The sequence below is a fragment of the Bacillus sp. MUM 13 genome, from assembly GCF_001866725.1.
Taxonomy (GTDB): domain Bacteria; phylum Bacillota; class Bacilli; order Bacillales; family DSM-1321; genus Peribacillus.
In genome coordinates this window covers 1-26,059 of the sequence record NZ_MLYQ01000064.1, presented here as the reverse complement: position 1 = coordinate 26,059, position 26,059 = coordinate 1, and the positions used below count along the sequence as shown (strand labels likewise).

General features: G+C 35.8%; 25 protein-coding genes and 4 pseudogenes. 8 read left to right on the top strand and 21 right to left on the bottom strand.

Annotated features, from left to right (window positions below; genetic code table 11):
• Positions 1-4: 4 nt before the first annotated feature.
• The 10 genes from BIV59_RS15525 to BIV59_RS22895 form a co-directional block, all read right to left on the bottom strand.
• The gene (locus BIV59_RS15525) at positions 5-1,474 is read right to left on the bottom strand and encodes a class I adenylate-forming enzyme family protein (protein WP_071352359.1); all 1,470 of its coding nucleotides are present in this window, start codon (positions 1,472-1,474) and stop codon (positions 5-7) included.
• Positions 1,458-1,706: an acyl carrier protein gene (locus tag BIV59_RS15520; RefSeq protein WP_071352358.1), complete on the bottom strand. Its 249-nt coding sequence runs from the start codon at positions 1,704-1,706 to the stop codon at positions 1,458-1,460. Before BIV59_RS15520 ends, BIV59_RS15525 begins: the two co-directional genes overlap by 17 nt.
• Positions 1,696-2,754, bottom strand: a complete 1,059-nt coding sequence (locus BIV59_RS15515) for an alpha/beta hydrolase (RefSeq protein WP_071352357.1) — start codon at positions 2,752-2,754, stop codon at positions 1,696-1,698. The genes BIV59_RS15520 and BIV59_RS15515 overlap by 11 nt, the downstream gene beginning before the upstream one ends.
• Before the next feature lies 1 nt (position 2,755).
• The gene (locus tag BIV59_RS23735; RefSeq protein ID WP_071352356.1) at positions 2,756-3,706 is read right to left on the bottom strand and encodes an ATP-binding protein; all 951 of its coding nucleotides are present in this window, start codon (positions 3,704-3,706) and stop codon (positions 2,756-2,758) included.
• 11 nt (positions 3,707-3,717) lie between these two features.
• The gene (locus BIV59_RS23730) at positions 3,718-4,416 is read right to left on the bottom strand and encodes an SDR family oxidoreductase (RefSeq protein WP_071352355.1); all 699 of its coding nucleotides are present in this window, start codon (positions 4,414-4,416) and stop codon (positions 3,718-3,720) included.
• Positions 4,417-4,419: 3 nt separating this feature from the next.
• Complete coding sequence (locus BIV59_RS15500; RefSeq protein WP_071352354.1) at positions 4,420-5,238, bottom strand: 6-carboxytetrahydropterin synthase; 819 nt, start codon at positions 5,236-5,238, stop codon at positions 4,420-4,422.
• 13 nt (positions 5,239-5,251) lie between these two features.
• The gene (gene folE, locus BIV59_RS15495; RefSeq protein WP_071352353.1) at positions 5,252-5,821 is read right to left on the bottom strand and encodes a GTP cyclohydrolase I FolE; all 570 of its coding nucleotides are present in this window, start codon (positions 5,819-5,821) and stop codon (positions 5,252-5,254) included.
• Between the two features lie 70 nt (positions 5,822-5,891).
• A complete protein-coding gene (locus tag BIV59_RS15490; RefSeq protein ID WP_071352352.1) occupies positions 5,892-6,635 on the bottom strand; it encodes an EAL domain-containing protein in 744 nt (247 codons plus the stop codon).
• A 53-nt stretch (positions 6,636-6,688) separates the two neighbouring features.
• Positions 6,689-7,489, bottom strand: a complete 801-nt coding sequence (locus tag BIV59_RS15485; protein ID WP_240501918.1) for a reverse transcriptase domain-containing protein — start codon at positions 7,487-7,489, stop codon at positions 6,689-6,691.
• A gap of 680 nt (positions 7,490-8,169) precedes the next feature.
• Positions 8,170-11,013, bottom strand: a complete 2,844-nt coding sequence (locus BIV59_RS22895) for a PAS domain-containing hybrid sensor histidine kinase/response regulator (protein WP_083392206.1) — start codon at positions 11,011-11,013, stop codon at positions 8,170-8,172.
• A 196-nt stretch (positions 11,014-11,209) separates the two neighbouring features.
• Between BIV59_RS22895 and BIV59_RS22890 the strand changes: the two are divergent.
• Positions 11,210-11,517: pseudogene (locus BIV59_RS22890) on the top strand (M4 family metallopeptidase); the annotation flags it as partial.
• Between the two features lie 646 nt (positions 11,518-12,163).
• Here the strand turns inward: BIV59_RS22890 and BIV59_RS15475 are convergent.
• From BIV59_RS15475 to BIV59_RS15450, 6 genes are all read right to left on the bottom strand, one after another.
• Entirely contained in the window at positions 12,164-13,360 is a 1,197-nt protein-coding gene (locus BIV59_RS15475; protein ID WP_071352351.1) for an ABC transporter permease, read from the bottom strand.
• Positions 13,338-14,036: an ABC transporter ATP-binding protein gene (locus BIV59_RS15470; RefSeq protein WP_071352350.1), complete on the bottom strand. Its 699-nt coding sequence runs from the start codon at positions 14,034-14,036 to the stop codon at positions 13,338-13,340. The genes BIV59_RS15475 and BIV59_RS15470 overlap by 23 nt, the downstream gene beginning before the upstream one ends.
• Positions 14,033-15,229 (bottom strand): efflux RND transporter periplasmic adaptor subunit, encoded by a 1,197-nt coding sequence (locus BIV59_RS15465; protein WP_071352349.1) that lies wholly within the window; start codon positions 15,227-15,229, stop codon positions 14,033-14,035. Before BIV59_RS15465 ends, BIV59_RS15470 begins: the two co-directional genes overlap by 4 nt.
• A gap of 131 nt (positions 15,230-15,360) precedes the next feature.
• Positions 15,361-15,906 carry a hypothetical protein gene (locus BIV59_RS15460; protein WP_071352348.1) on the bottom strand — a complete coding sequence of 182 codons (546 nt, stop codon included), beginning with the start codon at positions 15,904-15,906 and terminating at the stop codon, positions 15,361-15,363.
• A 3-nt stretch (positions 15,907-15,909) separates the two neighbouring features.
• Positions 15,910-16,407, bottom strand: a complete 498-nt coding sequence (locus tag BIV59_RS15455; RefSeq protein ID WP_139194388.1) for a stage II sporulation protein M — start codon at positions 16,405-16,407, stop codon at positions 15,910-15,912.
• 66 nt (positions 16,408-16,473) lie between these two features.
• A complete protein-coding gene (locus tag BIV59_RS15450) occupies positions 16,474-16,770 on the bottom strand; it encodes a hypothetical protein (protein ID WP_071352346.1) in 297 nt (98 codons plus the stop codon).
• A gap of 218 nt (positions 16,771-16,988) precedes the next feature.
• Here BIV59_RS15450 and BIV59_RS15445 point away from each other — a divergent pair, with 218 nt between their 5' ends.
• The 6 genes and pseudogenes from BIV59_RS15445 to BIV59_RS15420 all read left to right on the top strand — a co-directional run bounded on the left by BIV59_RS15445 (position 16,989) and on the right by BIV59_RS15420 (position 20,377).
• A complete protein-coding gene (locus tag BIV59_RS15445; RefSeq protein WP_071352345.1) occupies positions 16,989-17,177 on the top strand; it encodes a helix-turn-helix transcriptional regulator in 189 nt (62 codons plus the stop codon).
• A gap of 39 nt (positions 17,178-17,216) precedes the next feature.
• Entirely contained in the window at positions 17,217-17,420 is a 204-nt protein-coding gene (locus tag BIV59_RS15440; RefSeq protein WP_071352344.1) for a hypothetical protein, read from the top strand.
• A gap of 46 nt (positions 17,421-17,466) precedes the next feature.
• Positions 17,467-17,648: pseudogene (locus BIV59_RS15435) on the top strand (DUF4177 domain-containing protein).
• Between the two features lie 22 nt (positions 17,649-17,670).
• Positions 17,671-18,330, top strand: coding sequence for a YknW family membrane protein (yknW, locus tag BIV59_RS15430; RefSeq protein WP_071352343.1), 660 nt, complete (start codon positions 17,671-17,673; stop codon positions 18,328-18,330).
• A 710-nt stretch (positions 18,331-19,040) separates the two neighbouring features.
• Positions 19,041-19,589, top strand: a pseudogene (locus tag BIV59_RS15425) (FMN-binding negative transcriptional regulator).
• Positions 19,590-20,257: 668 nt separating this feature from the next.
• Complete coding sequence (locus BIV59_RS15420) at positions 20,258-20,377, top strand: YjcZ family sporulation protein (RefSeq protein ID WP_071352342.1); 120 nt, start codon at positions 20,258-20,260, stop codon at positions 20,375-20,377.
• Between the two features lie 709 nt (positions 20,378-21,086).
• Here BIV59_RS15420 and BIV59_RS15415 read toward each other — a convergent pair.
• From BIV59_RS15415 to BIV59_RS15395, 5 genes and pseudogenes are all read right to left on the bottom strand, one after another.
• A complete protein-coding gene (locus BIV59_RS15415; protein WP_071352341.1) occupies positions 21,087-21,278 on the bottom strand; it encodes a hypothetical protein in 192 nt (63 codons plus the stop codon).
• A gap of 93 nt (positions 21,279-21,371) precedes the next feature.
• Positions 21,372-21,719 (bottom strand): annotated as a pseudogene (locus BIV59_RS15410) (IS1595 family transposase); the annotation flags it as partial.
• Positions 21,720-21,777: 58 nt separating this feature from the next.
• Positions 21,778-22,599, bottom strand: a complete 822-nt coding sequence (locus tag BIV59_RS15405) for an ABC transporter ATP-binding protein (protein ID WP_071352339.1) — start codon at positions 22,597-22,599, stop codon at positions 21,778-21,780.
• Between the two features lie 59 nt (positions 22,600-22,658).
• Positions 22,659-23,714: a FecCD family ABC transporter permease gene (locus BIV59_RS15400; RefSeq protein ID WP_071352338.1), complete on the bottom strand. Its 1,056-nt coding sequence runs from the start codon at positions 23,712-23,714 to the stop codon at positions 22,659-22,661.
• On the bottom strand, positions 23,714-24,715 hold the full coding sequence (locus tag BIV59_RS15395) for a FecCD family ABC transporter permease (RefSeq protein WP_071352337.1): 1,002 nt from the start codon (positions 24,713-24,715) through the stop codon (positions 23,714-23,716). The genes BIV59_RS15400 and BIV59_RS15395 overlap by 1 nt, the downstream gene beginning before the upstream one ends.
• 223 nt (positions 24,716-24,938) lie before the next feature.
• Here BIV59_RS15395 and BIV59_RS15390 point away from each other — a divergent pair, with 223 nt between their 5' ends.
• Entirely contained in the window at positions 24,939-25,925 is a 987-nt protein-coding gene (locus BIV59_RS15390; protein ID WP_071352336.1) for an ABC transporter substrate-binding protein, read from the top strand.
• The last annotated feature ends 134 nt before the right edge of the window (positions 25,926-26,059 follow it).

Genomic DNA, 26,059 nt, shown 5'->3' with positions numbered 1-26,059 from the left:
CCAATTAAGAAGCGGCCAATTTTTTTAATGCCATTTTATCCAGTTTCCCTTGAATAATAGGCATCTCTTTTATTTTAATAATGCGTCCAGGCACTTTAAACCCGGCAATCCTTGACCTCAAGAAAGAGAAGAGTGAATCTAAAGATATGTCATTATCGGAAACGATAAAGGCAATAATTTCTTCTCCATATACTTTATGGGGGATTCCTATAACAGCGGATTGGAGAATTTGAGGGTACTGAATTAAGATTTGTTCTATCTCGGCAGGGATTACTTGGACTCCCCCTTTTTTTATCATTTGTTTCTTCCTTCCGACCATTTCTAAGGCACCTTGATCGTTCGTCCGTACTAAGTCACCGGTAAAAAACCAACCGTCACCAGTAAAAGCCTCACTAGTCAATTCCTCGTCCTGATAATATCCATCGAATCCATAAGGTGTTTTTATCATTAGCTCACCAATTCCATCACTTGAAACTGCATTCATTTTAAACTGCACGTTTTTGCAAAAAGACCATTTTACTGCTTCGCTTTTTAAGTCATTGGTAAAAGCCAGCAATCCCTGTTCTGATATGCCGTATGCATTAACCAATCTGCAATTGTTGAAATCCTTGACTACTGACATGAATTCTTCATTGATGGGTTCTCCGCCTAGAATGCATAGCTGTACGTCATGTAAAATATTAGGTTTCACACTTTTTGCAAATATGTAAATTCCTTTAAAGATTGAAGGAGTAGTGATGATTTTATTGCAGGTATTTTCTTCTAATAATTTCATTACCAGCGGCATATCAAAGCTTTCAGGAATAACCATTGCTATCTCATTTTTAAAGCAGGTCAATAACCAGCTGATTCCATAAGGGGCTGTATATGGTATTGTCATAAACAATCTGTCTATTTTTGTTAATTCCAGCTCAGATTCAAGTATTTTTGTCCATTCATCAAGTGAGCTTGCCTGCAGCATGACCCCTTTTGGCAATCCAGTACTGCCTGAAGTGCAAGCGATGAAATCTATTCCTTTAGATGTTTCATCCATTGTATAGCCTTGAATGATATGACTTTCAAATCTATTATTCTCGTGGGCATAGATTTTGGTCTGGATAAATTTGGCCTGTGCCCAATCTTTTATCATATCAAAGAAGGAGGTTCGGTAATGCTTTTTAACCGTAAAAATGATATGCGGTCTTATAAGGTTTAGCACCTTTGATAAATCTTCATTCCTAAATTGATGGCTTAATGGAACACAGGTGCCTCCTAATCGATTAATAGCTATTAAAAGGGCGAAATAAACAGGCAAATCCGGTATTAGAACCGCAACTTTTTTACCTTTTATCCCGCCATTTGACTGTAAAATATGGGTATATTCTTCTACTTTAGAATGAATATCGCGAAGTGAATACCCGTTTACATTCGTGAAGAGTATTTCTTTATCCCAGTTTTTATTCTCATCGAAAATCAAATCATAAAATGTTTTCATTTTCCGGCTCCTCCGTTAGCGTAAAAAACAAATTCCCAACCGTATCTATAGCACCTTTGCCTGTAAGCCTGCTTAGCTCGACTCCATACGTTGCAGATAGGTCAAGAATCAGATTCACCATTTGAAGAGAATCGATTTCCAAATCATCTTTAAAAACTGCTTTTTCATGAATTTCTGTCAAAGGTATATTTGTATTCTTAGAAATTAATTCTCGAAAATCATCAAATGTCATTATTTATTGTTCCCTCCTTAAACCATTTGGCTGCTAACTCACGGATTTCCTGAAGTTTATAATTACAGCAATGTCCTTCATGTTCGAATTCGAGTAATGATTTTCCATCTGGGAGCTGTTCATACAGACTGTAAATGTTCTCATCCGACACCATCACATCTTTTTTGCCATGGACCAGTAAAACAGGATTTATAAAATCCATTCTTTCATAAGACGGAAGCATACTCGCCTCTTCTAAAATAAATGAGGTTCTTTCCATAAAATAGTCCGGCAACCGGATTTCTTCATTTTTGAAGGCTGGAGAAACCCCTACCACTTTAAAAATTTTAGGGTTACAGCTTCCATAAACAGCCCAAGCAGCGCCCGAACTGGTTCCGAATAAATGTATAGGTAAAAATGAAAATTGCGAATAGGTAAAATCGATTAAATCATCCATAAATGTTTCCCAGCTTTTTATGGAGCCTCTCAAGCCACTGGAAATAAAGGTTTGTCCTTGACCAGGACCGTCGAAGCTGACTGTAATGAAATCTCTTTTCAAAAAATCCACTTCATAAGTAAAAAGTTCTTCCTTTGAAGAATCCAAGGGATTAATAATGATTACAACACCGACTGGATTTTCCGGATAACGAATTCTTCCATAGCATTGATACATATCTAATGGAAAGTGGGCGTATGTAGTTTCATATTCAGATACGGAGTCGGCAAGTTCAAAAGCCCTTAAACTAACATTTGCCCAATGGGCCTTCTCCTTGTTTCTCTCCGGAATCAGCCATTGATTTAATTGAAAATATAAGCCTGCGGTTTGTAATTTTAATTCCGCTTCGTTAAATTCTTTCATTTGTTTGTACTTTGAAGCTTCTATTATTTTTTTATTAGCTAGTTCATTCCAGCCATTTAACCATTTGTCTTTAGTAAAACGTGATGAGCGTATTCTCTCGAGGTCTTCCTTTTCTACACCATGTACTAGCCATCTATCCCAAAAACCATCCATTAGCCCCGCTGTTAAAAGGGTTTTATCAATTGTCGAAAATGTGTTCTTCTGTGGCATATTATTGAACTTCCTTTTCTATACTCATGTCTAAATGTAAAATAATAATGGAACCCTCAGGAGAGGTATATAGTGAAACACGTTTGGACATTTTCATCATGAGGGTAAAGCCCTGTCCCAAAGATTTTTTCGTCGAGTATCCCGCTAAAAGGGTCATTTTTGGCAATAATTCTAAATCGAATCCTGGCCCATTATCTTCTACTACTATTCTAATCTCTTGATTTTTTTCATCTTTAACAAGGGTCATTTTTCCCTCTTCAGCATGCTTTACTGTATTGGTAATTGCTTCAGAAAGAACCAGCAGCAAACTCATAATGGTGGACTTTTTTATACCCTCCAGCTCAAGGTGATCTTTTGCAATATTGCGGCATTTAGGTACATCGAAGCGGCTCTTTATGGTTCCCCGGCAAATTTCAGTTCCTTGTTTGTAAACAAGAACTTGTTCTTTCTCAATGAGCAAAAATTTTTCTTGGGTTACGGCATATATGACATCACGGTAAATTCCCCATTTTCCCTCCGATGATTCCACATGGGTGCTTGTAAATTCTTGCTGAATCGGTTTATCCAAACAAGTAAATAATTCAGTTTTGTATAATGCATACACCTTCAGCATGGCATTTTGAATATCCGGACTTATCGGGTAGTTTTTAATTTCCGCTGATAAATCCTTTGTTTGCCCGCTCCAGATTAGCATTTTCTCACTTAAAAATAGAATAAGTTCACTTTTACCCAAATGGTTCGAATTAATAAAAGAAGGCGTGGATAAAGAAGAATAAAATAATAAATCTTCGTCTATTGAATCAAAATCTGCATATTGACAGAGTTTTTTTGCAATATACCCTCTTTTGGTTCTAAAATTGAGATCTGTATAGTCAATATCGGAAGGAAGAGACGGAGTTTTGAGATGCTTTTGTGAATGATCGTTAAAAACCTTATCAAAAAGTCGTCTCAATTTTACCCCCCCTATAAGATTCCTAAAGGCGGCATAATCGTTATTTCATCTATATATGCACCGGAATCTTGAGTAATTAAATAAAGTAAATGATTGGATACTGATTCTACCGGTATCATACTGGATAGATCAGGTTTAGGTTCAATGTTATCCCAAAAGCTGCTGCTGACTGCGCCAGGAATAACAGAAGTAACCTGTATCCCTTTTTTTCTAAGTTCAACCTGCAAGACCTTTGTCAATCCTAATACACCGAACTTTGAAGCAGAGTATCCTCCACAGCCTGGCAAGGGGGTCGTTCCAGCAATAGAGACTAAATTAAAAATATGCCCCTTCCCCATTTTTTCCATATGCTTACCAAAGTATTTGCAGGTAAGGTATGTCCCGCGCAAATTAACGGAGATCATTTGATCAAAATCATCTGTCGAAGATTCTAAAATACTGTCAAACATTCCGACGCCTGCGCTGTTAATTAAGACATCGACCTTTCCAAATTTCTGTATGGCTTGTTCATAAAATGATTTTACTGACTGTTCATTTTGGACATCCAAATGCAATTCTAGAATGTGATCCGTCATTTTAGTTGTATTGCCTCGGCTTCCCAAAACAAGATTGGCTCCTCTTTCTTTTAGCAGCGAAGCTGTTTCCTTGCCTATGCCTTTACTGGACCCAGTTATTGCAATTGTTTTTCCGTTCAAATTATGTTTGTCCATTTTTTACTCCCCGTCGGGTCCGAAATATTCAAAATAGTTTTTCTCTGTTTCATATAATCCTATTTTAAAAAGATTCGGAAGTTCATCGAATAGCAAGTTCCAAGTCACTATGGCAACGTTTTCCGAAGTAGGGTTTAAATCCGCAAACTCTTGGGTATCTAAATTTAAATGTTTGTGATCAAATTTTTGAAGTACCATCTGATCGATTATTCTATCCATATCTCCGATATTTGCAATCATTCCCGTTACTGGATCCACCTTGCCTTGCACAGTAACCTCTAAATAATAATTATGGCCATGCCCAAATTGATTATTGCACTTTCCAAAAATCGCAGCGTTCTCTTCCGCCGTCAGTTGGCTGCTATGTAAACGATGAGCTGTGCTAAAATGGTATTTTCTTGTTAATCGAACCATTGAAGAGTCCTCCTTTTCTGCATACAAAAAATCATTTTCACGCAGACGGATTTTATGAAGGGTGCAATTTTCCATCATTCCCTCAAAAGCATTCCATAGATACGTGATGATATTTTCCGTGGTGGGAATATTCTTTGCAAAATATCCATTCTCTTTATTTAAAAATTTCCCGTCCAAATTTGAATGGACAAATGCTTTTACCACTTGATCAATATCAGTTATGTTTACGACGATTCCAGAATCCTGTTTTAATTGCCCTTTAACCATGACCTCTAAAGTATAGTCATGGCCATGGCCGTTAGAATGACTGCAAGGACCAAAGGCTTTTTGATTTTCTTCTTCCGTCCAATCGGCGACATTGTAAAAATGTGCAGCTGAAAAATATAGTTTCCGTGAGAGGTAAAGCATTAAAAATTCCTCCTTATTTCCGTAAAAGGGCACGCTCGAATTCTTCTGTCAATGAAACATCATGTTTAAAAACGCCTTTTTTTATCGTAGTGATCGTGGAACTGCCGGGTTTTTTCACGCCTCTTGCACACATACATAGATGTTGTCCTTCAATGCTGACAATTGTGCCCGCTGGATTCAGAACATTCATGACAGCATCCGCAATTTGCTGTGTCATTCTTTCCTGGACTTGCGGTCGTTGAGATGCAAGCTCTATCAATCTGGCAAATTTACTTAAACCGACTACCCGGCCGTTCGGAATATATCCGATATGTGCTTTACCGAAAAAGGGTATGAGATGATGCTCGCAAAAAGTGTAATAAGATATATCTTTTACAACCACCAAGCCTTCATAAGCTTCTTCGAAGGTGGTTGTTAGTGCTGTTTCAGGATCTACACCTACACCCGCAAATACTTCTTTAAACATTTTTGCCACACGTTTTGGTGTATCAATCAGTCCTTCTCGTGAAGGGTTTTCTCCAATCAGTTTTAAGATGGATTTTATATTTTCTTCCAATAAACCTTGTGTTACGTCAACTGTCATTACTTTTCCTCCGCTATTATATTTTTCGCTTTACAATGTTTCTATTAAATCCAGTTAGGATATGTCCAGTTCATTTAATCATTGGCGATATTAACGTTAATTGTTCAGGTTTCCCCAATAAGTATCCTTGGACAATCGGAACTTTTAGGTATTTTGCCTGCGCTAAATCAATTTCCTTTTCTACACCTTCTAAGATTAGTATTGTTTCTGAATTGCAGTAGTCTACAAAAAATGAAATAACAGCTTGTTTTTCTTTGCAGGTCGCTAATTCTTCAGAAAAATATTTATCCAATTTAATGTAATTGGGCTTCATTTCTATAATATTTTGCAGTGATCCTTCACCTTGTCCAACATCATCTAATGCCACATAAAATCCTTGGTCTTTTAATAGGGATATCCCTTTTTTCAATTTTGGAGTTTTCCATATATAATTTTCATCGCTGGTTTCATTTAATTCAAAAACCAGTCTGCCATGAATATAGGGATGTTCCTTCATTAAATTCAGTATCAGGCATTCGAAATCAGAGTGAATCAACGTCGAGGGAAAAATATTAATGAAAAGTAACGGATGATTCTTAGGATTAAAAAATGGGAAATTTATTATTGAGTTTTTAATTGAAAGACTGTCTAATTCGAATAAACACCCTTCCATCCGTGCCCGTTTGAAAAAATCTTCAGGATTAAAATTCCTAATGGCAGGACAGCGCAGCAAAGATTCATATCCATATATTTTCCAATTTATAATGTTCCAGAGAGGCTGATAGACATATTCCAGTTTATTACTCTTCATTAATGTTTTTATATTTTCTCTCATTCGACATCCTCTTTTTCAATGGATTAAACTGTAAATCAACTATATCTTTTTCCTCATATGCGTGTCCAACTGCTAAAGGACCTGAAAAGCAAGGATAAAGGCTTAAGAAACATCATTTTCCATAGTTTAGGTAAAAAAAGGGACATTTGAATACATTTCAAAAAGAAGAAATAAAGTAGGGAAGCCACTCTCGTAGCTTCCCCCTTATCAAACCGTACGTGTCCTATTAAGGCATACGGCTTACCCATATGTAAAAAATGTTTCAAGAGGATGCATTCCAGGCATTGTGCATCCATAAAGCCTGCTTTCAGCCACGTCCGAATCATATTCAAGACCGTACGGTCAGAAACATATTTCTTTAGCACTGAAATCAGTTTTTCATGGGGAATATTATCGAAGAAGCCTTTAATATCGCAATCATAAATATGATTGTAGCCTTGTTCTATATTCCATAGGATAATTTGCAAGGCTCTCTTTACTCCCCGGTTCGGCCTGTAACCTACTGACCAACTATGGAACAGATTGTCCTCAAATTTTGGCTGTAGGACATTCACTACACTCTGTTGTACAATGCGATCTTCAATGGTGGGGATTCCTAGCGGCCTTTTCTTTCCATCCTTCTTAGGGATGTACACTCTTTTTACCGGTTGGGGTTGATAAGTCTTATCTTTCAACTTTCCAAGCAGTTTTAGAATATTTTCTTCTAATTTACCTTCATAGCTTTCTATGGTCTCACCGTCTATTCCGCCTGCACCCTTATTATTCTTCACTTTCATGAAGCCTTCCGTGAGCTTGCGGTCGAATAAAAGTTGTCCATATACACTATGCAATTTGAATTTCCACTCTTGATTCATTTCTTATTCCTCGTCTTTCCTTGATGTACATTCAAACGGTTTTACCACAGTAACTTGATTGTTGGCATCACATCTTGTTCATGACTTGGAGCCATAGGTCATTCCCCTTCCGTTCGTCCGACGTTATGGTCGTCGAACTACTTCCGTACTATGAGAATGTCTGACTTCTCCACCCGTTCTGAATCACTTCGGTTTGCCCTTATAGATTCGAACCCTGCCTGTTTGGTAAGGTGGAGACCTCACGGGGTCATCACTTCTTCCTTCAGAGCATACCCTGCACCATCACGTTATAAGTCACATTTTCCCGTTCTGACTTCTTAGGAATCTGCCTTTTAGTGGGCTTCCTCACTTTTCGAAAAGTCGCCAACTTATCCCGCCGCCGTGCTTCACACTTCTTGCATTAGGGTCTATTCTTGCGCCTGCGGGTCTCTCGATTTTCCGCATCTCCTTCAGACCATATCTCACGATACCGCCCTAGATTAGGCTTCCCGAGCTAGGTCAGTCTCCTCGGGGATGGACTTTCACCATCTGGAATTCTATTCTTCTTTTTCATTCATCCAGCCGTTACACCTCGGTGTCGTCTCTGTCCTTAAAAAGAAGTGAAGGACGCTGGCAGAGCCAGCGTCCGAAGCGACTGCCCGTCGCACAAAAAGAGACCTTAGGGGTCTCTTCCTGGAAAATCATATGAATTTTTTCACTTTAAATAATAGATCTTTTATATTTATCGGCTTCGTTAAATAATCCTGAAAACCTTTGTTTAGACTATCTTCAATATGCATTGAGATGGCATTTGCACTTATCGCAATGACGGGAATGTTTTTTGTGTGTTGATTTCTTTTCAGCTCATCGAAGACTTGATAGCCATTCATGTCAGGAAGGTTTATATCTAATAAGATAAGATCAACTCTCTCATTCTTAGCTTTAGTAAGCCCTTCCGCTCCTTCTTTTGCATAGATTAATGAATAATGCGGCTGCGATTCCATAATTTCTTCAACTAATGTAATATTGGAGGGATTATCTTCAATATATAAGATAGTCGAAATATTCTTTGCTCTTTTTTGAATAAAAGATTCTTCATTATGACCAAGTTCCGGATCCGCTAGTTCAGGTTCCTGCTGAATAGGTAAACTGAACCAAAAAATGCTTCCATGTCCTGCTGTACTGCTTACGCCAATTTCACCATACATGACCTCAACAAGCTGCTTAGTCAGTGATAAACCTATTCCCGTACCTTCAATGCTAGTATTATTTTTTATACGATAAAAAGGTTCAAAGATAGCCGTTAATTTATCAGAATTTATCCCAATGCCGGTATCCTTGAGAAAAATCGTAATATCATTCATTCCCTTTTCCCCGTATATGTGAATTTCCCCGTTCTCATGATTGTATTTAATTGCATTATCGAGTAAATTTAACAATACCTGCCTTAATCGTATAGGATCAGCTTTTACAAAACAGTGATCAAGGTTATTTAAGAGTTCAGCAATTTTTATCTTTCTCTTTTCAGCTAATGGGGTGACCATACCGATACATTCGTTTATTATATCCTTTATATTAACCAATTCAATTGATACCTTTAAACTTCCTGTTTCTATTCTTGAAAGATCCAAAACCTCATTGATCAAGCTTAATAGATGGCCGCCGCTTGTTTGGATTTCCGAAATAAATTTTTGTTGTTTTGCATTTAATTCTTTATCTAATCCCAATAATTGAGCAAATCCTAAAATCCCATTTAGTGGTGTACGCAGTTCATGACTCATTTTTGATAAAAAGTCGGACTTAGCCATATTGGCGGTTTCAGCTTCTTCTTTGGCATTTTGAGTTTGCATTTGAAGCTCGCTGATTTCCGTAAAATCTTCAAATGTCCATAAATTCACCTTGTTTTTCCCCTCTAACAGGACGGGAATATAATTTAGTCGATAAACGTGCCCTCTGTCTGATTTTACTAAAGTAGAATTAGGCAAACCTGCATTTATTATGCCTTGTATTTCATCAGAAAAACTCTTATTCTCAGTAAAATCACAATGGAACTTTCTTGCACTTTCTCCTATAGCACTGCCCTCTGATTGTATGTTTAACATTTTTCTTACTGCTTTATTTACTAACAGGGTACTCCTGTTCTCATCGGTCACAAAAATGGCCGTACGAAGATTATCTATTAAGTTCTGATTTAAAGAGTGTGTTTCTTTTAATTTTAATTCTTGGATTTTCTGTAAAGAAATATCATGAAATGAAACCAGAGAACCTTTTACGGATTCTGATAGATTCAGGGGCTTTGAATTAACAGAAAACCATTTTTTTAGAGAGCCCTTTTCTTTTATTCCAATAATCACGTCTTTCCTTTCAATATGATCGTTTACAGTATTTACTCCTGGCAATTCGTCATATTTCATGGAAGTTCCGTCTTCACTTACAAACTCAATCCCCATTTCCCTGGCTGTAGACTTACCAAACTGTCCAGATTTTATTCCCAGGTGTTTTTCTACATTTTTATTCAAATTGGTATTGATACCATTTTCATCGATGATAAAGATTCCTTCAGACATCGTATGCAGTACGGTTCGATACAAATTTTCATTTTTCCGGAGTTTATCCTCCATATGTTTTCGAACGGTAATATCAATGCTGGAACCAATCACTTCCCTTACTTTTCCTTCTCTATAAACAGGACTCAATGTTGTGAGATAGTGTATCCCATTTATTAAGCCTTCATATACTACAACATCACCATTCCAAGCAGCTTCATAGGATTTCAGTTTCGAATCAATTTGATCATTCGGCATAAATTCATACAAATCTTTCCCGATTACATCTTTTGGACTTAATCCAAATTTATACAATAATTCTCCATCGCATAGTGTATGAATAAAACTATTCCCTTTTTTTAAATATTTAAATATCATTCCTTGCTGCTTTTGAATCGTTTCTTTCAGCTCAATCTGGGTTTTTACTATCCTCTCTTTATGTTTCAGTAATTCTGATATATCATTCCCGACAACAAAAAAGCTTTCGAGAGATTTTTGTCCTGTGACATGTGGTATTACCGTAAATTCCATAGTAATGTCACTTTGGTCTTTTTTAGATATTTTCGCTAAAAAAGTAGTATTTACTTTTCCCTCTTTTACCACATGAAAGATTCCTTTAATATAGTGTTGATCATCCGGTGTATTAAAAAAGCTCAAAAATGATTTAGATAGAAGGTCAGACTTGGAATAATTCAAAATGTCTAATGACGTTTGATTTACGGAGGTGATTTTTCCCTTAAAATCTATTTGAAAAATCAATGAAGGATTTTGATCAAATAGGGTAGTAAAATAACTTGAGGTATGTCCATCACAAATTAAAGTTCTACTGGATTTTGATTTATATGCAGGAAAAACATATAAAACGGCTATAAAAACACTGACGAAATAAAAAAACATCATATTACTCAGATAAAAATCATTACCATAATTAATGGTATATAAGAGCTCAATGCTTAAAAAAAGAATGGCTGCACCTACAGTAATTCTACGATGCTTCAATTTGATTCCTCCACAGTTTTAATTATTTTATTTATATATTATAGGATTATAAATGAACTTATCGTTTCTCCAGCTTGTTTCATCCCTTTTAAAACTATGATTCGCCCACACTCTATCCTATCTATCTTAGCAGTTTTTCGTAACGAAAAAAAAGATATCAATATAGAAATCGTATTTGAGGAGGAATATGCATGTATATTATCCAAACCGTTACACGGGCACAGCGGATAATGGTGGCGTATATACAAACGCAGAATCATCAATAAGGCAGCCTACTTTCATACAGCTGGCGGCACGTTCCATGGTGTTGTAACCGTTTCAGGAATCGGCATTGATAAATTAGATGCTATTTTCTATCGCGCCAACACGGTTTATCTGACTTCATCTGCCACGTTCTCACAAGCAAAAGCTGCAGCCATTCAATCGGCAGCTGACCTTTATGGATCAAGCAGTGCAGAAAAAACAGCCGTTACAATTGCTTTCACTGCAGTAGGGATCAATTAATCAATCCTGTTATTGGTTAGAAAGGAAAACAGCTTACTAAAAGTTGGTTTCCTTTCTTATGATACGTAATTTAAGTACAGACACACTTGCAATTTTGGTGGAACAAATATCGATCTTTGCTTCCCCTATCATTTTGTAAATATAGTTTTTTTTATTCCCTTTGAAATAGCTTCGTAAAATTGATATTTGACGTAAAGGTAAAACCCTTATGCAGGATTCTATTCCTTATAATAAGAAATTATTCTCCTGCTCTCCTATCTCTTTCTCAGAAGAAAAATGTAGAAAAAAAGGGAACACGAGAAGAAGAGTTAGAACGTGAGAATGAACTACTAAGACTAGAGAATGCGTATCTAAAAAAGCTGAGAGCTTTTCGCGAGAATCAGAACGCCTTTCACGAAAGTTGGCATCAAACAGCAAAAGCTACTAATTTCTATGATTCAAACAGAGGTGTTTCTATTTAGATCACTGGTTATCGTTATCACCTATAAGGTGTAGCTATTGGATGTCAGTCTATTGGGGCGCAATTCAAGGATGGTTACACTAAAAAATATCACTGGTAATCTCCAAATTTAGTAATGCATAGATTTTCCAAATGGATAAGCTAATCTAGATAAGTAAAAAAGCGACCATTATGGCGGTCGCTTTTTTACTCATATCGAAGAGCTTCAATCGGTTCTAATTTAGCAGCCCTATTTGCAGGTATGAGGCCGAATATAATGCCTAATCCCATTGAAAAAAGCACCCCTCCCACGACTACTTTTAGAGAAATTAATGCTGGCCAATGAGCAAAACTAGAAACAACGAAAGCTCCACCAACACCTAAGGCAATACCAATTACCCCTCCTATTAGCGTTAACATCATAGCTTCAATTAAAAATTGTAAAAGTATCTTTCCTCTTGAAGCGCCTAAAGCTTTTCTAATCCCAATTTCCCTAGTACGTTCAGTAACAGATACAAGCATTATGTTCATTACACCAATGCCACCGACTAACAAGGAAATGCTAGCAACTCCGGCAATAATTATGGTCATTATATCGGTAACTTTAGTTAATCCTTTTTGAAGTGCAGCTAAATTGAATATTTGATACTTTCCTTTTAAGTCTGGTGATTTTAATTTATTTAGCATATCGACGGCTTCATTTCCCGTTTGTTCCATTTTATTGATATCTTTAACCTGTATAGTTAAAGATTGAATATTATCAGTTCCAAATGTCGTTCCCCATACGGACAATGGAATGAGCATTTCTGGTGCCTCAACTCCAAAAATTGCATTTGTTTTATATATGCCAATAATTTGAAACGGCTGTCCTCTAATCTCAATAATTTTACCAATTGACTTAGAACTCTTAAAAAACTCTTTTTCAGATTTTTGATTAATAAGGACTACATTATTAGACTGGGAAAAATCATAGTCACTGAATTTTTTACCACTTACCATACGAATTGAATTCACGTACAAATAATCCTTAGTAATTCCTTTTATATTTGTACTAACCCTTTTTTCATTATTGGATAAAGGCTCCAAACTTGTATTAGTAGGGATAACATGTGATATATCAGGTATATGTTTGAGCTGAAATAAATCTTCTTGGGTAAAAGTTAAACTATCTGTTGGAGATGTAGTAGGCAAATTATTCTCATCGGGCTGAAAATCGATTTCCAGAGTATTATTTCCAGAACCAGCAAACTGAGATTTTAAAAGCATTGAACCACCCTGACCAATTGCTACAATAGTGATAATTGAACCTACTCCAATAATAATCCCCAACATAGTTAAAATCGATCGCATTTTATGAGATATAATGGAAGAAAAGGCAATTTTAATGCTGTCTAAAAAGTTCATTATCACCTCTCCTATCTTGTACCAATTCTCCATCTTTAATAAAAATCTGTCTAGAAGCGTATGACGCCACTTCTAATTCATGAGTAATAATTATAATTGTGGTACCATCCATATTTAATTTAGAAAGAATGTTCATTACTTGTTCACTAGACTTTGAATCTAGAGCTCCTGTCGGTTCATCTGCTAATATAAACTGCGGATGAGCAGCAACAGCACGTGCTATTGCTACCCTTTGTTTTTGCCCGCCTGAAAGCTGATTAGGTAAGTAATTCAACCGTTCTTCTAGTCCTACTTTAACAAGGGCCTCTTTTGCTTGTTCATATCTTTCCTTTTTTTTAATCCCCCCATAAAGAAGAGGTAGTTCAACATTTTGTAATGATGATAGTCTAGGCAGTAAGTGAAAGTGCTGAAATATAAATCCTATATACTTATTTCTAATCAAAGCCATTTTGGTCTCTTCAGCTTGTAACACATTTACATCATTTAATATGTATTCCCCGTGAGATGGTCTATCTAAGCAACCTATAATATTCATCAATGTAGACTTTCCAGAACCGGATGGTCCCATTATTGATACAAATTCACCTTGTCCAATAGTTAGGTTAATATTTTTAAGTACTTCAACTTCCAATGAACCCTGTTTATAGGTTTTGAATATATTTTGTAAATATATCATTTTTTCACTTCCATACCTGGTTGAATTGAGTTGTCAGGATCTTCAACAACTTTATCTCCAAGTTTTAAACCTTTAGTAACTTGAGTCCATTGGTTATCACTCATGCCAATTGAAATTGATTGTTTTGCGATCTTTCCATTTATTTCCATAAAAACATATGGGGAATCTTCAATATTTTCAATACTGCTATTAGGAACAACCAAACTACTCTTTGAAGATAAATTTACCTGGATATCTACATGGTACCCAGGAGATAAGCCTTTTCCTGATTCAAGAGTGGCTTCAAAATTGTAATAAGAAATATTCGCTGTTTGCTGTAAGTTTCCTGATGTTTGTGGCAGATTAGTTTGGGTAGGGTAATTATCAATTTTCTTTATATGTCCATTCCATGTTTTATTGGGTGATGCTTTAGCTGTTACTTTTATTGATTGATTAGTCTTAATCTGTTCTTTTTGCAACTCCGTTAGAATTCCTTGGATCTGATATGGACTTTTTGAAGTTATATTCATAATTAACGCAGGCTGGTATCCGGAGCTACTGGAATTGTTGGTTGGATTTGAGCTGCTTATCATATCCTTATTAAGATCTGTAACAACCCCGCTTTTTTCACTAAATACAGTTAATTGACTTTCTTTATCTTGCAGATTTTCTACCTGTAATCTGTTTTTTTCTATTTCTAATTCAGTTGTATTTTTTTGATTCTCTTGGTCTCTTAATTGGTCTTTTAAAGACTGTAAGGAGGCACTGTCCTTACCTTGTTCTTTCTTAATTTTTTTTATTTGTTTGTTTAAAGAGTCTATCTTATTAAGTATATTATTGTATGTAGATTGTGTAATCTGTGTATCAATATCCGCTTGTCTGATTTGAATATCAATATCTTTATTATCATATGTAAATATTCTTTGTCCTTTTTTTACTTTTTCCCCTTCTTTCACATATATTTTGCTTATTTTTCCTTTAGAAGAATCCAAATAGATAGGAGATCTGTTTCCACTTGTGATTTGCCCAGCAATTAATCTAGTATTAGATATCACTCTATCTGTTACTTTTATATACTCAATATTTTTTGGGATTTGAATTTGCCGTTTATTTCGAACAGTTAATACATTCACAGTAATAAAGATGACCAAAATAATAATAATGCATAAAGTAATCCACTTTTTTTTTGACTTTACTTCTCCTACAGTTTTCATTTTTAACTCCTTAGTTGTCTAAATTCATACTATTCTCTTGAAGAAAAATACATAATTTTACTTTTCTCGAAATACACAAAAGGGAATTTAAAAGTACAACTTTTAATTCCCTTTTAAAATCATATTCCCGATTAAAAAATTGTTCTATAAATGAAAGCTATAACTATAAAAACTCCAAGAGGGAAGTTGGCTTTTAATTCTGTACGATGCTTTACAAGTAAAAACAAAATAACTAAATATGAAATATTAAATAAATCAAACGCAGATAAAAACTTATTGCTTTGTTCAAAAAATAAATAAGTGCTCGGATTACTTACAAAACAATTTTTAATCGAAATAATTATAAACCTTAAAGCCATAGGGAGGTTTGCGACTGTAAACAGAGTTAGGAAGTGCTGGAATTTGACTTTTGCTCCTAAAAAGTTAGCAACGAGAAACATAATAATTCCTTCAAAAAATGCCCCTAATAACAAAACAAAAAAAGCCGCCAATGCAATAATGTAGTCAAGGTGTTTTACTTTTTCTATGATATTTTCCGGTAGTTTTTGTGGTATTAAAGCATCCATGTATGGTAAAAGGGTACTTAAATAGCATCCTAGCCCCAAAATATAAAATAAAAAAGGAATAAAAAATTTAAGTTCTTTTTCCTTGAAGACGGAAATGTTGATATTTTCCATTGTTTATAGAGCTCCTTTTAAAAACATGGGGGTAACAAAAGTTTCTATACTGGCTGCTATTAACAATCCACCAATAACAATTAATAAGTACTTAAATACAAATTTAAAATCTATTTTCATGCTGAATACATTTATGACCATTTTAAATCCAATACTAGCTGCTAATAGCAAAATTGGAATCTCTATAATTCCATGCGGAGCTAATAAAGATACCAAACTAAGATTATCTTTGATACTGCCTAAAGCACTGCCAAGTATAAGTCCATTAATCACTAAAACTATTAATGTACCCAGTCCAAGAGTTAAAGGACCAAGAAGTATTAATAATAGTGAAACTTTTAAATTATTAAGAAAAATAAAGCTGAAATCTATTATAACTTTTTGATGTGCAATTCCTTTAGTAGGAACAGGCTTTGTATAAAAAAAAGCAAATAATAAAGCTAAAAGAAATATTAAAAGCGAAATTATGTATAATCTCTTTAAACTGAACGTTTTTATCATAAAACTACCACCCATTGAAAGCTTACTGATTAGGGATATTGGTAAATCTCTAATCTTTTATTTTTATTAAGCTGCTGCTGTACTTGCTGCTGCTAATTGCTCAAGAACGGCTGCTGGTAGGCCCGCACCTAATGAACCAAGTACAATGATAATTGCAAATACTGAACCAGTTGCAGTAATGGCGCTTACAACCCAACTAGGCGCAATAATTCCCATACGATTAAGGATGTCAACAACATCCATTCCTAAATTATTATTCTTGAAATTTAGAATGGCCAAGATCATAACTCCAGCTACTACTAAAGTTAGTAGAGCTTTGCTGCTTTCAGACTTCAAAAGTTGTGCTTTTACTAAAGTTCCCATTATTTCTCCTCCTCAATTTACCAATATCCCCAACAACTACCATAATATGCCACGAAATTTGGGATTTCAACAACTTTTTTTAATAAATGGAATAAATAGTCTTTTTTTACTAATTTAAATAACTTTGTAAAAAATGTTTGACAATTACTTTTTTGTGAAATAAAATGTCAGCAAATGGATGTAAAAAAAATTTTACATTTTAGAGGGGAGTGATACATATGGAGAATAATATTAAGAAATACCGAAAAGCCAAACAATTGTCACAGGATGAATTAGCAAAGCATTGCAATGTTACTCGTCAAACAATAAATGCTATCGAAAATAATAAATATGATCCTTCGCTAACCTTAGCTATTCGTATAGCAAAAATCCTTGGTATCAAGATAGATGAAGCGTTCATTTTTTAAACCTGCAACTGAAAACCCCCAAAGAAAGGATTGATTAGAATGAGAAGAATGGATGAAATGGAAAAAAATCAGTCGGGAAAGGCAGCAAGATTAGCATTTAGTTTTTATACTATTGTTTTGCTGGTATGGTCATTAATTGATTGGATAAAGACAGGAAAAACGGGATGGGAATTCCCTATTCTTATGGTTGGATGTGCTATTTATGCCTGGATACAAGTTTACTACCGACGTAAAACCAGATAACGACAATTTATGATTCCCTAATTAAGCCCTTTTACCAGAGGCCAAAATGTATAAATATGAATTTGTAAAAGTTGAAGTAAATAGGTGGAAAGGAAGCCAAAAGAAGATTATAAAAAAATTATTGAAGAATATGCTTCGGATGGTTGGAAGCTTGTTCAAATATTTGCTCCTCCCATATCTGGATATGGGTCTGCCGATTATTTTGAATTAATATTTGAAAAAAATTAATAAGGACTAAAGGAGGATTTTGGTGGAAACGAATGTAGTAAGTAATTCAGAAGTTACTAAAAAACCATCTCTATTTGGAGTTATTACTTCTCCCACAATTCAATTTAAAAGAATGAAAGAAAAAGCTCCTGTAGCGCTCCCCCTTATATATATGATTGTCTTGTTTGCTTTAACTGGAGCAACTGCGGCTTATATTGCGTTTCATAGCTCACTATTAAAAGATACAGGTGTAGAAATTCCGAAATCATTAACCCTAATAGGTGGTGTGGTAGGAACAATAGTAACAGGTATAATTGGATTTTTACTTGCTGCTTTATTTTATAAAATTTGTACGATGGTAATGGGAAAAGACACACCTTATAAGACATTATTAAGTGTAGTTATACACGCTAGTATTATTTCAGTTTTAGGCGGTCTTATTAATGCAATTATTAATTTAGCAATTGGCGCTGATAAAGTAATGTCCTATACAAGCTTAGCTCCACTTATTAACGATAAAAATTTTCTTGGAGTAGCTCAAAGTATTGATGTCTTTCACATTTGGTACTATGTTGTACTGGGAATCGGCCTACATGTAGTAGCCGAGTTAAATAAAAACAAAGCCATTACACTTATTGTTATTATGTTTATTATTATGTTAGGCATTAATAGTTTAGGCGGTCTTATTCCTACTCCTAAATAAAATTCTAAATCTAGAAATTAATTTCTTAATATAATATCTATGTAGATAGTGAAAAATTTCATTAAAACCGTTTCTTGACTTTAAGGAAACGGTTTTAATTTTTACTGCCTATCTACAAAAAGCTTCGAAAAGAGTCCTTTTCTCTTCTCATCGTTTATGTATTTCTCTAAGAGGTACCGCCAACATTTTGATATAAAACCCACGTTAAGAATTATGGTATTAAAAAGATCCTTTTTCTCTACGCTAAGAGAAAATCGTCTTTTTGAAATCCTTGATGATGAAGCTAAAAATAGTAGAAAGGTTTGAGTAATGTAAATAATGACTTCAGAAGCAGCGAGCCTGGTTAGACTAACATTTTAAGTATTCTTTCACACACTCATCTTTTAGTTTTACATTTTGAATCCTAATAGAGTTCTTCTTCCATTTAGAACTCTATTAGGAACCACATTTTGATCTTTAAACTTTGTTAGATAATATTCCTTTATCGCTATGAATTTTTTTCCTTAACTTTCCTTTAAACCCAAAAAACTGCTTGAATGTCAGCCCGTTCTTAATTGGCAAGCTTTATTGTTATAGGACTAAACATGTAGCGACTCAGAAAAATGGTCTACTGGCCCCTAAAAAGGTTATTATCTGCTACCAAATAAAGGAAAAGCATAAATTAAAATGTGTATTAAAAGAAAGTTACTTTGATACGGGATGAATACAAAATGTATATTCCTAAACACTTCAACATTGGCGATGCAGAAATCATTTATGATTTTATTGAAACATATAGCTTCGCAACTTTATTTTCTCAGCATAATGGTGAACCTTACGCCACCCATCTTTCACTGATGTTAAATGCTTATATGTTCATTCCGCTCGTCCGAACGAGCAATGGAAGGATGCCCGAAAGCAACAGGTTCTTGTGATTTTCCAAGGTCCACACTGTTATATTTCACCTTCTTGGTGTAAAACAAATAAAGCAGTACCTACATGGATTTTTGTATCTATCCATTTATATGGCCAGTTGGAGATTGTCGAAGATCAAAAGTAATATTTGACTCTTAAATGATATTGTAGGCAAATTTGAAGAACCAAATAGCTCATACAATATAAATGATGTAGATCCTAATTATATCGAAGGAATGATAAAAGGAATTGTAGCGTTCAAAATAAAAATCACAAAAATTGAAGCAAAAGCTAAATTAAGTCAAAATCATTCTGTGAAACGGAAAGAGTTAATTATTAAGCATCTAAAAAGCACTTCTAGATAACATACAAGTGGCACCTCTTATGAAAAAACAAAATGTAGAAATGGAAATATAGGTTTTATGTTAATTTAACAGATCCTATTTTAAAATGTTTTCTTAACAAAGGGAAACAGCTAAGGCTGAATAAAGAGAAAAAATGAATAAGAAAAATCTAATAACTGAAAATCACCTAATTGGATCAATCAATGACCTTGCGACCGATTCAATTAGAGAAGGTATGGAGGAAAGTAGTATTTCCCGTTTTCGCAGTTCTTCCGTTCAATGTCTCTCCTGTTAGCAGAGAACTGATTGAGAGAAAGGATTTACAGTATATGTAATAATGTCTTTTCATATGGATAAAAGGGATTCAAGGAATTCAGAAAAACTTTCACTAAATAAAGACATCAAGCATAATCTAAATCAACACTTCACCTTGATCCAACTTACTTTCATTCAAGCAGTCTAATATTAGGTTGCTTTTGCTTTTTCCATTTCCATCACAAAAATTACATATAAATTGGTTTTAGTTATTTTTTTATGACATCTGTCTAGGAAGAAAAGCCGATGATTTTCCTAAATTGGAAGATTGGCTTTTTCAGTGAAAAGTATTTACAAGAAGTGCCAATTCATTTATTCAAGCATACTATAGAACTACCCATGTAATACCCTCCCGGTATAAAGGGGGATTTGAAATGTCAGATGGAGCTGGAGTTGGTGGATACGGCGGCGGTTTTGCCTTTGTGGTTGTTCTGTTTATCCTCCTTATCATTGTTGGATGTAGTTGTGCCGGCGGTTTCGGCGGCGGTTACTAATACTTCTGCAAAAGCATTAAGAAAAGGGAGTCCTTAATTTTGGGCTCTGTTTTTGTTGCACCCAGAAAGTTAACCGATTAGGGAGTCATTTTTTTCGCAATATATAATTCGGGTTAAGGAACAAAAAAAGCCTCCAAAACGGAGGAAATCGAAATGATCTATATAGATAAATAGGGGTACTCATTATTATAAGCACGATCACTTACTCACATCAAGAAAATAGCATCAATCTCTGACTATCACCGCAATGATAACGAGGCCTGTACTCACAAGCCAATTCGGATAATATTTATTGTACCAACTTCTCATGCGAGGAGCTAGGAAACCATTCACGCCCTAACCGGCAATAACATGAGCCCAGCGGCTAAAATATCCATGATTAAGCTTATGAGTGAACCGATAAATAACTGTCTTGTTGTAAACCCTATGCAAATTAACCACTTATATGCCTCAAAATGCCAAAAACAAGAAAAACCCGTCGTCACCCATTGTGCGGTTGCACTTAGTAATTTTGTTTTCCCTAGCCTATCTCACCAATTTAAAAAAAGTTGTTAAGATGGCAGTAATTACTGCTCCGTGTGAAATGAGTTTTTAAAATAAAGGCTCTGTTTAACTTGATTGTAGTTTTTATCAAATTAAGAAGCGTATTCGACTGAAAATAGCGAATACGCTTCTTGTTCTTTCTTAGCTGAATAATTTATAATAGCCCTTACTGACATCTTTCACAAAATACACTGTTAGCAGTTCTTGCAATTGCGTTATCTAATCTTGATACTAACATATCTTTTTCAGAAGGCATTGTTATATTAGCGGTGAATCTTTCACCTTCTTCAATTTCTCTACCACAATTAGTGCAAATTAATTGCTTAGATGTAAATGCATCCTTTATTTTATCTAACAACTTTACCAACTCCTATCTCTCATTCTATTTAATAAGGGAACTTGTTTTCCTTTATTATATATTATTATTCTACAAATTTTTCCAAAAACCTTGTTACTCAATCGTTTTTCTTAATGGAATCATTGCGTTTGTTTGGTTTATTGGGTATATGAAACTTTCTACCGCAAATGTTCGAATACTATGTTCATCTGTATCAAACGAAAGAGTATCTAAGAAATTAAAGTATGCCAAATAATGTTGCAAATATATTGTTGCAACACCCTTAAATCGCATTATCCATTGTTTAAGTCTTTGATGATAATTATTCACATTTTGGATATGATAGATGCCTTTTGTACGTTCTTTTCCTGTTTTAAAGCGATAATGGGCAAAGCCATTTTCATTTGCATAGGTTTTAAACGCTCTCCAAGCATCCGTACATAATACAATCGTATCGCTTAATAGTAATTTGTTCGCTTTTGAGGAATATATTAAATGATTTTCATGTTCTGCTAGTTCCTTAAGCATTTATTGATACCGCCTTCTCTAAAATGCATCTTCCTTTTCCGTAGGGAATGCACATAGGTGTACCAAATAATGGATCTATTGTAACTTCACAGTCCATACCAAAAACATTTTTAACCAGATCGCCATTGACTATATACTCTGGTTTACCTTTTGCAAAAACCTTTTGGTCCTTAAGCGCCACAATATGATGTGCATACCGGCATGCAAGGTTAAGATCATGAAGAACCATAACTACCGTTCTATTCTTCTTTTCATTTAATTCGAAAAGTAAATCTAGAATCTCGATTTGATGGGTCAGATCCAAGTAGGTGGTTGGTTCATCAAGAAGAATAATATCGGTATCTTGTGCTAATGTCATCGCAATCCATGCCCGCTGGCGCTGACCACCTGAAAGGGAATCGACCGTTCTTTCTTTTAAATGTTCTAAGCGTGTCGCAATTAAAGCATCATTCACCTTCTTCTCATCTTTTTCAGTCCATTGCTTTAACCAGGTTTGATGTGGATAACGCCCTTGTTTGACAAGCTGCAGTACCGTTAATCCCTCCGGAGTTGACGGAGATTGCGGCAGAATCGCCATACTTTTTGCTACTTCTTTCGTTGACAGCTTGCTTATAGCCTTTCCTTCAAGCAAAACAGAACCGGCCTTTGGCTTGATTAGTCGGGCGATTGATTTTAGGAGTGTGGATTTCCCACAGCCGTTTGCCCCGATAAAAACCGTAATCTCTCCTTTTGGAATCTTTAAATCCAATTCATTAATGATAAGTGTATCCCCATATGAAATAGATAAATGCTTCGTTTCAATCACGCTCACCATCATTTCCACTCCTTTTTTCAATCTAAACGCCCATTTTCATACCAGATTCTAGTCTCGTTTTAAGAGGTTCTTAGCTTAAACAGTAAGTAGATAAAATACGGTGCCCCAATTCCTGCTGTAAACACCCCTGCAGGAACCTCTAATGGTGAGAATATGGTTCGGCCGATTAGATCAGCTAGCATCACAAGGATTCCTCCAAGTAATGCAGATGCCGGCAGAAGTGCCCCGAAAGAGGAACCCACTAGCCGTTTGGCCATGTGAGGAGCCATCAGACCTACAAAACCAATTCCACCTGCAAAAGCAACGGCCCCTCCTATTAAAGCTGTACTGATCATTAATAAAACAAACCGCTGCTTCTGAACTTTGCCTCCTAAGCCGGTGGCAATCTCACTCCCAAGCTCTTGAATATTAATCACTCTTGCAGCAATAAAAGCAATTAGAAGGAAAATGGCAGCCCACGGAGCAAGGATACCGACATTTTTCCAATTTGAACCATATACTGTCCCAGTTATCCAAATATTAGCTTGGCTTGCCTGATAAATGGGACCCATCACCATCAAAAGAGTGGTAAAAGCATGCATCAAAGCAGAGATTCCTATCCCAATCAGGACAAGCCTAATTGGTGAAACACCATTTTTCCAAGCCAGAAAATAAACTAAAAAGGCAACAACCCCCGCCCCAATAAAAGCAGCCAATGGAAGCCAGGCAAGATCGACCGTAAGCGAATGGTTTTTATCACTGAACAAATCTAAAAACCCAACAACGGCAGCGGCCGCTCCCCCTGTTATCCCTAGTACATCCGGGGATGCGAGCGGATTTCGTATCATCCCCTGTAAAATTCCGCCGGCAACTGCTAAGGAAATGCCCACCAATAAAGCAATGATAATTCTTGGAAGACGGAAGGAGGTTACAATAAGCGTTTCCATATCAGAACCTGCTCCAAATAAAACTTTAATAACGGTAATAGGGTCAATTTTCAGTTCACCCAAACCAGTGCTTACAACGAAGACGGCGGATGCAGCAATCAATAGACAAATAATTACGAATGCGGCCTTTCTATCAATCAAGATGGAAACTCTGCCGTTAAACGCCCGGAAATTTTTATACTTGTTCATCAGCCATTGAACCCCCTTCTCGCAATGAAGATAAAAAATGGAGTTCCAATAATGGCAGTCATGACCCCAACTGGGATCTCGGAAGGCATCAAGAGATATCTGGCTGTAATATCAGCTACTAATAAGAGAATTGCCCCTAAAACCCCAGAAAATGGAATCACCCAACGGTGGTCAATTCCAATAATGGATTTAGTGATATGTGGAATCACAATCCCTACAAAGCCAATCGGTCCCGCCACAGCAACGGAACCTCCGGCTAAAATAATGACTAGTATTCCAATAGTTATTTTGATTAATCCTGTATTTAATCCAAGTCCTTTCGCTACATCCTCTCCCATCGCCATGACATTCAGTTTGCCAGCAATAAGAAGAGAACCGATCAAACCGGCACCTATGTAGGGCAACACTGATATAAGAGTTTCCAGTTTCCTGCCTTGGACCGATCCTGCAAGCCAAAACAAAACTTGATCAAGCAGTGCTTCATTAAGGACAAGCAACCCCTGTGTAAAGGAGGAAAACATAGCCGCCATTGCTGCCCCTGCCAAGGTCAGCTTCATGGGTGTTAATCCCTCCCGGCCAAAGGAACCGATCAAATAAACACCTATAGCAGCAACCGCAGCCCCCAAAAATGCAAGACCACTCAATCCCTGCATACTATTAAGTGGAAAGAGAGTGATGGAGATCACTACCGCAAATCCCGCTCCGGCGTTAATCCCAAACAGTCCTGGCTCCGCTAATGGATTTTTTGTTAAAGTTTGCATAAGGGTACCGGCTATGGCTAAGCTGGCACCGACGGCTGAAGCAATTAAAGCTCTCGGAAGCCTGACAGTTTGAATAATGAGATGTTCATTGGATCCATTATTATTTTTAAAGGAATCAATGGCTGTTTGCCAACTAGTATCTGTATAACCAGATATGACACTGGCACACATGCAACATAACATGAGCAGCACAGCGAAAAATAGTCCGATTCCTTTTGATGAGGTACTTTTTAACAACATCGCTTTTATACCTTTCTGACTTCTTTATTTTTTTTCATTGATAATAAACATTAATGAATTTGATAATCATTATCAATCATATCATAAATGATTCGTAAGTTTGTAATTATTCTGAAAACCAGTTTCAATAAAAACATTGACAGCTAACTCCTTCCATTTTATGATTAAGTTGTAATTGAAAATGATTATCATTAACAATAAGTCTAGGGGGTTACATAGCAAAATGAAATCAGTAAAAATGTTGATGGCTATTCTTTCCGTAGTGGCCATTTTCTTATTAGCTGCTTGCGGTGGCACAAAAGGAAAAACTGAGGAAAATCAAGATTCAAAAAAGACCGAAGAAAAATCCTATACTGTTAAACATGCAATGGGAACTACTAAAATTAAAGGGACTCCCAAAAGGATCGTGGTCCTTACAAATGAAGGTACAGAAGCATTATTAGCATTAGGGGTTAAACCAGTTGGTGCTGTGCAATCATGGCTTGGTAATCCTTGGTACAACCATATTAAAGATGATATGAAAGGTGCTGAAGTGGTTGGCGTTGAGAGTGAAGTAAATGTCGAAAAAATTGCAGCGCTTAAACCTGATTTGATTCTTGGCAACAAGTTACGTCAAGAGGCAGTATACAAACAGCTTAGTGCAATCGCTCCTACCGTTTTTTCAGAAACACTTAGAGGAGATTGGAAGGAAAACTTTAAATTATACGCCAAAGCATTAAATCTTGAAGACAAAGGAAATAAAGTATTAGCGGCATATGATAAAAAGGTAGCTGATTTAAAAGTAAAACTTGGTGATAAAGCAAATCAGACCGTTTCTGTTGTACGTTTCATGGCCGGGACCTCCCGTATTTATTATACAGATTCATTTTCCGGTGTAATCTTCGATCAACTTGGGTTTAAACGTGCACCCCAGCAGGAAGCTCTATTTACACCAGATAATAAGCTTGGCAACCTAGCAATAGAAGTAGGTAAAGAAGTCATTCCTAAAATGGATGCGCATTACCTCTTCTACTTCACCTATGCCCCGAATGGTGACCAAGAAGCGTTGGCTACAGCAAAAGATTGGACACATGATCCTCTTTGGAAAAATTTAAATGCCGTGAAAAGTGGACATTCGTTTGAGGTAAGTGACGCCATCTGGAACACAGCTGGAGGCGTTCTGGCAGCTAACACTATGTTGGATGAGCTTGGAGAATTATTGCTTAAGTAAAACGAAGTAAAAGTACAAATTATTAATGCAGAAAGGTGGGGCTTGCGTTGACCCTACCTTTTTTTGTTTTTTATTTTTCCAGGTACCATCTATTAAATTAAGGATACAGAATTTAATCGAGTAGGAGGAGGTGA

Excerpts from the sequence above, each read along its gene's own strand:
- BIV59_RS15455 (WP_139194388.1), bottom strand. The coding sequence starts at position 16,407 with ATGATAAAAACGTTCAGTTTAAAGAGATTATACATAATTTCGCTTTTA.
- BIV59_RS15400 (WP_071352338.1), bottom strand. The coding sequence starts at position 23,714 with ATGAACAAGTATAAAAATTTCCGGGCGTTTAACGGCAGAGTTTCCATC.
- BIV59_RS15475 (WP_071352351.1), bottom strand. The coding sequence starts at position 13,360 with ATGAACTTTTTAGACAGCATTAAAATTGCCTTTTCTTCCATTATATCT.
- BIV59_RS15445 (WP_071352345.1), top strand. The coding sequence starts at position 16,989 with ATGGAGAATAATATTAAGAAATACCGAAAAGCCAAACAATTGTCACAG.
- BIV59_RS15390 (WP_071352336.1), top strand. The coding sequence starts at position 24,939 with ATGAAATCAGTAAAAATGTTGATGGCTATTCTTTCCGTAGTGGCCATT.
- BIV59_RS15515 (WP_071352357.1), bottom strand. The coding sequence starts at position 2,754 with ATGCCACAGAAGAACACATTTTCGACAATTGATAAAACCCTTTTAACA.
- BIV59_RS15520 (WP_071352358.1), bottom strand. The coding sequence starts at position 1,706 with ATGACATTTGATGATTTTCGAGAATTAATTTCTAAGAATACAAATATA.
- BIV59_RS15525 (WP_071352359.1), bottom strand. The coding sequence starts at position 1,474 with ATGAAAACATTTTATGATTTGATTTTCGATGAGAATAAAAACTGGGAT.
- BIV59_RS15460 (WP_071352348.1), bottom strand. The coding sequence starts at position 15,906 with ATGGAAAATATCAACATTTCCGTCTTCAAGGAAAAAGAACTTAAATTT.
- BIV59_RS15490 (WP_071352352.1), bottom strand. The coding sequence starts at position 6,635 with ATGAGAGAAAATATAAAAACATTAATGAAGAGTAATAAACTGGAATAT.
- BIV59_RS15500 (WP_071352354.1), bottom strand. The coding sequence starts at position 5,238 with ATGCTTTACCTCTCACGGAAACTATATTTTTCAGCTGCACATTTTTAC.
- BIV59_RS15470 (WP_071352350.1), bottom strand. The coding sequence starts at position 14,036 with ATGATATATTTACAAAATATATTCAAAACCTATAAACAGGGTTCATTG.
- BIV59_RS15420 (WP_071352342.1), top strand. The coding sequence starts at position 20,258 with ATGTCAGATGGAGCTGGAGTTGGTGGATACGGCGGCGGTTTTGCCTTT.
- BIV59_RS15465 (WP_071352349.1), bottom strand. The coding sequence starts at position 15,229 with ATGAAAACTGTAGGAGAAGTAAAGTCAAAAAAAAAGTGGATTACTTTA.
- folE (WP_071352353.1), bottom strand. The coding sequence starts at position 5,821 with ATGACAGTTGACGTAACACAAGGTTTATTGGAAGAAAATATAAAATCC.
- BIV59_RS15405 (WP_071352339.1), bottom strand. The coding sequence starts at position 22,599 with ATGGTGAGCGTGATTGAAACGAAGCATTTATCTATTTCATATGGGGAT.
- BIV59_RS15395 (WP_071352337.1), bottom strand. The coding sequence starts at position 24,715 with ATGTTGTTAAAAAGTACCTCATCAAAAGGAATCGGACTATTTTTCGCT.
- BIV59_RS15450 (WP_071352346.1), bottom strand. The coding sequence starts at position 16,770 with ATGGGAACTTTAGTAAAAGCACAACTTTTGAAGTCTGAAAGCAGCAAA.
- BIV59_RS15440 (WP_071352344.1), top strand. The coding sequence starts at position 17,217 with ATGAGAAGAATGGATGAAATGGAAAAAAATCAGTCGGGAAAGGCAGCA.
- BIV59_RS23730 (WP_071352355.1), bottom strand. The coding sequence starts at position 4,416 with ATGGACAAACATAATTTGAACGGAAAAACAATTGCAATAACTGGGTCC.
- BIV59_RS15485 (WP_240501918.1), bottom strand. The coding sequence starts at position 7,489 with ATGAATCAAGAGTGGAAATTCAAATTGCATAGTGTATATGGACAACTT.